This window comes from Moorena bouillonii PNG, assembly GCF_001942495.1.
GTDB lineage: Bacteria > Cyanobacteriota > Cyanobacteriia > Cyanobacteriales > Coleofasciculaceae > Moorena > Moorena bouillonii.
In genome coordinates this window covers 4,816,722-4,822,245 of the sequence record NZ_MKZS01000001.1, presented here as the reverse complement: position 1 = coordinate 4,822,245, position 5,524 = coordinate 4,816,722, and the positions used below count along the sequence as shown (strand labels likewise).

Here is a 5,524-nt window from a genome sequence, read left to right as displayed (position 1 = left end):
GCTTGTAGGGTGGGCAAAAACACTTTGCTGCTCTGGAGTAGTTCTAGATCATAGCATTTTGCCCACCATTACCGGTTGATGTGGGGTTTGCCTACGCTTGTAGGGTGGGCAAAAACACTTTGCTGCTCTGGAGTAGTTCTAGATCATAGCATTTTGCCCACCATTACCGGTTGATGTGGGGTTTGCCTACGCTTGTAGGGTGGGCAAAAACACTTTGCTGCTCTGGAGTAGTTCTAGATCATAGCATTTTGCCCACCATTACCGGTTGATGTGGGGTTTGCGTACGCATAAGCGCGGAAGCTGAGGCCGTAGGCCACGCTTTGCGTTCGCGTAGCGTCGGCTTTGCCGAAACGCTTCATCGCGAAGTCAGCTTGTAGGGTGGGCAAAAACACTTTGGTGCTCTGGAGTAGTCTAGATCATCGAAATTTTGCCCACCACTGCCCACAAGTTCCTTACCATACCAATCCTAATCAAAACTGACCGATTCATCCGTTGCTGGTGGGCAGTGCTTACTTTAGCGATCGCTTCCTGAGATTATCTTGCTGACACACTGCCCACCCTACATCTTTTGACTACATCTTACTCCCAATTCCCCACACCCCACACCCCACACCCCACACCCCACACCCTACTCCCTAAAGGCCAAGGTCAATCCCATTCATCTTTTCGTGGACAGCAGTGGTGGGCAGTGCTTACTTTGACTATGACTTTGTGATCTAATCTGTCTCCTGCACTGCCCACCCTACATCTGGCTCCCGATTCCCCACACCCCACACCCCACACCCTAAAAATTTTTTTCCCCTAGATGATATGAAAAAGAAAGCAAGTGGGTAAGTTAAGTCTAGGACAGAACAAATCAGCATCCCGCACCCACCGGAAAGACTTATGAAAACTGATCTAAAAGTTAAACTACTTCAGCACCTGACCCAGAAGAAGCAAGACGAAGGTTTTACTCTAATTGAACTACTGGTTGTAATCATTATTATTGGAATTCTATCCGCTATTGCTCTGCCTTCTTTCTTGAACCAAGCTAATAAAGCCAAGCAGTCGGAAGCTAAAACCTATGTCGGTTCCATGAATAGATCTCAGCAAGCCTACTACCTGGAAAACAATGCATTTGCTAACAATGATCAATTTGGTGAGTTAGGTCTTGGCATTTCCACAATAACTGATAACTACCTTTACGGGATAACCGGCGGAGGTACGGAATCACAAAACGTTGCTAACTATGCAGACCAAAGAAAGAAGGGTACTGAAACAAAAGATGGTGAATCTGCCCTTAAGGCATATCATGGCATCACAAGCGTAGGTGAGATATCAGATACCAGTGAGACAACTACGTTGGCTGTATTGTGTGAAGCCAAAAAAGTTACCCGATTTGATGGTGCATTCGGTTCGGATGTGGATCCCGATGGTAATGTTAGTGCAGATGGTGTTCCCAGCTGTAATCAGGCCAACTGGAAGAATTTATCAGGTGGTAATAACTGATACTTAGGGTAAAAGCTTCGTGAGGACAGTTTTAATCACCCAAAATTAGGTATTTAGTGAGAGTGGGTAGAAGCGTCTACCCACTTTGTTTTATGGAAATACTTAGGTGGACAATTACCCTAATCACGTTTTGAATGGTATTAGAAAATGGGGTGATCTGTTTGATTTAAATAGTAAAAAACGATGACTAACTGGCAGCAACAAGCGGAACAATATTTAATCGAGGGGGACTACAGTAAAGCCGCAAGCTTATACGAACAGGCTATTGAAGCGGAACCTGATTGTATATCCTACTACTGGCATTTAGGATTACTGTTCCTCTTGCAGGGTCAAGAAACAGAAGCCCAAACCACTTGGCTGGTGGTGATGGCGGAGGCGGAGTCAGACCAAGTGAAGACCTGGACCGAGGAACTGCTCCAGGTGTTGCAAACCGAAGCTGAGCGCAGGCAGGGGTTAGCCGATTATGCTGTAGCCTGGGCAATCCGTCAGCATATGCGGGAAATTTGCCCCACGGACCTGACTAATCTCTTGGAAATTATTGCCCTCAGCATTAAGCTAGAAACCTTTACCGGTGATGACTTGACGGAGCTGGGGGTGATTGAACTGCTAAAAACCCAGCCAACAGTAGAATGCAATCAGCAATTACAGGACTTACGCAAGTGCCCCCTAAATCCCCCAGCGAGCAATCCCTCGCTGGGGGACTTTGAGTCAAGAACCCCCCAAAATTGGGGGGCAGGGGGGCAAAAGCAACTAAACTTCGTAAGTCCTAAATTATTAAAAGATGTTTTAGAGCAGATACTAGAAGCCGAACCATTGCATCCGGCCTCCCTAGCATTCACGGAAGCTTGCTTAGCTTACCTGCCCAATCCTGAGGTTTGGTTCTGGCCGTTACTGTCAGCCTGTATGAAAATTGGTCATACCTTAAAGCAACCGACCATCGCTGCTCGTTTTCTGGAAAGTTATCGCTCCTTAAATCTTCACAATCCTCATAATATAGAAATATTAAGACATCTGGCTAGTTTTTATCAAAATGCTTGTAATTATGACCAGGGCATAGAAACTGCTAAGTTGTGCTATTCCTTATCGGAATCCTTACCAGACAAAATATCCGGAATTAACCTGGTATTGCGGGGGATAATGAATGCCGGGGGCTATTGGCAGGAGGTTTCTGCGGCTTGCCAAACTCTAGAATCACTGCTGGTTTCACTAATTAAGGAACAACTCTTGACCTTGTCTGATGTTGAGACTTTGCGTCTGCTTACCCCATTCTTTCCTCTGGCTCATGTTCATGACCAGCCCAGCCATTTTAGACCAATTTTGAATCAAATTGCTGAGCTGTTCCAGAGGAATATTCGGGGTTATACCAAGGAAAAAGTGGAGTGGTATGGATCCCCCCTAACCCCCCTTAATAAGGGGGGAATTGAGGAGGGAGCAGGGAGCAGGGAACAGGGAACAGGGAACAGGGAACAGGGAGGAAAAACTACCAAGCCCTTAAAAGTCGGATACCTGTCGGGTTGTTTAAGACGGCATTCCGTGGGGTGGCTAGCTCGTTGGCTGTTTGAGCATCATGACCGGGAGCGGTTTCAACTTTATGGCTATTTTGTAGACTACAAGCTAGTCAACGATAACCTCCAAGAATGGTATATCAATCAGGTAGACCATCCTCACAAATTAGGGATTCATTTTCTAGAAGCGGCTGAACAGATTTATCAGGATGAACTGGATATTTTAATTGACCTCGATAGCATCACCCTGGATATCAGCTGTGCAGTCATGGCTCTGAAACTGGCACCAGTACAAGTCACTTGGCTAGGGTGGGATGCTTCAGGATTACCTGCCATTGATTACATGATTGCTGACCCCTACGTATTACCGGATTCCGCTCAGGAGTACTATTCCGAGAAAATCTGGCGCTTACCCCAAACCTATATTGCGGTGGATGGGTTTGAAGTGGGTGTACCTAGCTTACGTCGGGAGCACCTGGATATTCCCAACGATGCCACCATTTATCTCAGTAGTCAGAAGGGATACAAGCGCAATCCCGATACCACAAGGCTGCAAATGAAAATTATCAAAGCGGTCCCCAATAGCTACTTTTTGATTAAAGGCAAATCTGACCAAGACTCGATCAAACGGTTCTTTAACCAGATTGCGGAAGAAGAAGGGGTAGAGTGCGATCGCTTACGGTTTCTACCAGAAGTACCTACGGAAGCGGTTCATCGTGCCAACTTAGGGATTGCCGATGTGGTACTGGATACCTATCCCTACAATGGAGCCACCACTACCCTGGAAACTCTATGGATGGGTATTCCCCTAGTCACCCGAGTGGGAGAACAGTTTGTTGCTCGCAACAGTTACACCATGATGATGAATGCGGGAATAACGGAAGGCATTGCTTGGACAGATGATGAGTATATCGAGTGGGGGATTCGCTTAGGTAAAGACCCTGCTCTCAGACAACAAATTTCCTGGAAACTGCGACAATCTCGACAAACTGCCCCCTTGTGGAATGGTAAGCAATTTACTAGGGAAATGGAAAAGGCTTATTTGGAAATGTTAGGGAGATAGGGAGTAGGGAGTAGGGAGTAGGGAATCGGGAATCGGGAATCGGGAATCGGGGAGATAGACCCTTTGGGGTATAAATCTGCTGTATCAAAATCAAGCCCTTGATCATCTCACCAAGAGAACGAGTCTTCTGTTTACCTTTCACCCGTGATCTGTCTCCATTGTTCCTGAAACGTTGAAGTAGGACTATTTCCCTTTATTTGTTCAACAAGTCGATCGGTTTCCATGGTGTGACGGTCAATTTCTTCCTGATGCTCAAAATAGTATGCCATTGCCCCATGAACCTGGGCTAAGGACAGATCATACTTGTGAGCAATTTCTTCTAAAGATTCTTTCATCTCCAAATACATTTCAGCAATAGCAGCAACAGGCATTCTTGTCCCAGCGATGCGGGGTTTACCATAACAATAGTCAGGATCTATGGCAATATATTCGGTAGTTATTTGTTGGATAGACATTTGTCTGATTTTGATTAAAAGATAACCGTATTAATTATAAGCAAAAGGCAATAGGCATGCTAGCAATCTAAGTACAGGACAAAAACCTTGAAATGAAGAGCAGGATAGGGTTTCATCAGAAATACCACAATCTGCCCTTAACCCTATGAATCAAGAAGCGCGAATTGAAGCAATTACTCCAAGAGCATTTAGACGCTCCTTGGAGCCAGACTCTCGCTTAAGCGCCCTGTTCTTGTTGGCTGTCCTGAAGGTAAAAACGGTTAATCTCTGTGAGCTGTCGTTAGGGTTTGGAGGCAGGGCACTGCCGGAATCGAGCTTACTTGCGTCAGAGCGCGATTTTTTCGAGGCTTTGAGGTGGATTACGCCCAGATTGCCAAAATGGTTGTGAGCTGGATGGGGATTCCTGATGGGTGGGTGCTGAGCCTCGACCGAACCACGTGGGAATTCGGGTCTCATTGCTACAACATTCTGACAAACGGCATTGTGCATGAGGGAGTGGCAAATCCAGTATTGTGGTGGCTGCTCGACAAGAAGGGAAACTCCAATAGTGATGAGCGAATGCGTTTTATCGAGGCGTTTTACCAGCTCTTTCCCAAAGCCCAGATAAGCGTGTTTGTGTGCAGACCTGCATGTTTATTGGTCAGGCATGGATTCGTTATCTGTTGCGCGGGGCCACTCTATCGTTTCGTATCCTTTTCCGAGCCACTGATAAGATTGAACGCTCAGGAAGGTCCCTGGCAGCCAAAGTGGTTTTTGCCCATAAGCATGCCAGGTGAATCCCAACTACTCTTGGGGGTTTGTCGTGTTTGGGGCTACCCAGTTTCAGTTGAAGCCAAGCGGCTTGATGATGGCCAATAAAGAGTCGTGATTGCACCCCCGGCAACAAGCGCATTTGGTCACTGACTATAGCTTACGTTGGGGCATTGAAACGCTATGCAGGCATTTTTAAAACCCGAGGCCTCAAGGGGTGACAACAAGGCTACAAAGCACTCTGGATAAGGGACTTAGCGTTA

General features: G+C 46.4%; 5 protein-coding genes and 1 pseudogene. 4 read left to right on the top strand and 2 right to left on the bottom strand.

Annotation, left to right across the window (positions count from 1 at the left end; genetic code table 11):
• Positions 1–568: 568 nt before the first annotated feature.
• The 3 genes from BJP37_RS41970 to BJP37_RS19535 all read left to right on the top strand — a co-directional run bounded on the left by BJP37_RS41970 (position 569) and on the right by BJP37_RS19535 (position 4,056).
• Complete coding sequence (locus BJP37_RS41970; RefSeq protein WP_158069674.1) at positions 569–715, top strand: hypothetical protein; 147 nt, start codon at positions 569–571, stop codon at positions 713–715.
• 170 nt (positions 716–885) lie between these two features.
• The gene (locus BJP37_RS19540; protein WP_075901250.1) at positions 886–1,488 is read left to right on the top strand and encodes a type IV pilin-like G/H family protein; all 603 of its coding nucleotides are present in this window, start codon (positions 886–888) and stop codon (positions 1,486–1,488) included.
• A gap of 183 nt (positions 1,489–1,671) precedes the next feature.
• Positions 1,672–4,056 carry an O-linked N-acetylglucosamine transferase, SPINDLY family protein gene (locus BJP37_RS19535; protein ID WP_075901248.1) on the top strand — a complete coding sequence of 795 codons (2,385 nt, stop codon included), beginning with the start codon at positions 1,672–1,674 and terminating at the stop codon, positions 4,054–4,056.
• On the opposite strand, the gene BJP37_RS36935 is transcribed toward BJP37_RS19535, so the two are convergent.
• Positions 4,013–4,198 (bottom strand): hypothetical protein, encoded by a 186-nt coding sequence (locus tag BJP37_RS36935; protein ID WP_143727693.1) that lies wholly within the window; start codon positions 4,196–4,198, stop codon positions 4,013–4,015. The two genes, BJP37_RS19535 and BJP37_RS36935, sit on opposite strands and share 44 nt — an antisense overlap.
• Positions 4,188–4,511 carry a DUF433 domain-containing protein gene (locus BJP37_RS19530; protein ID WP_075901246.1) on the bottom strand — a complete coding sequence of 108 codons (324 nt, stop codon included), beginning with the start codon at positions 4,509–4,511 and terminating at the stop codon, positions 4,188–4,190. The genes BJP37_RS36935 and BJP37_RS19530 overlap by 11 nt, the downstream gene beginning before the upstream one ends.
• 149 nt (positions 4,512–4,660) lie before the next feature.
• On the opposite strand from BJP37_RS19530, the pseudogene BJP37_RS42705 reads away from it, so the two are divergent.
• Positions 4,661–5,470 (top strand): annotated as a pseudogene (locus BJP37_RS42705) (transposase family protein); the annotation flags it as partial.
• Between the last annotated feature and the right edge of the window lie 54 nt (positions 5,471–5,524).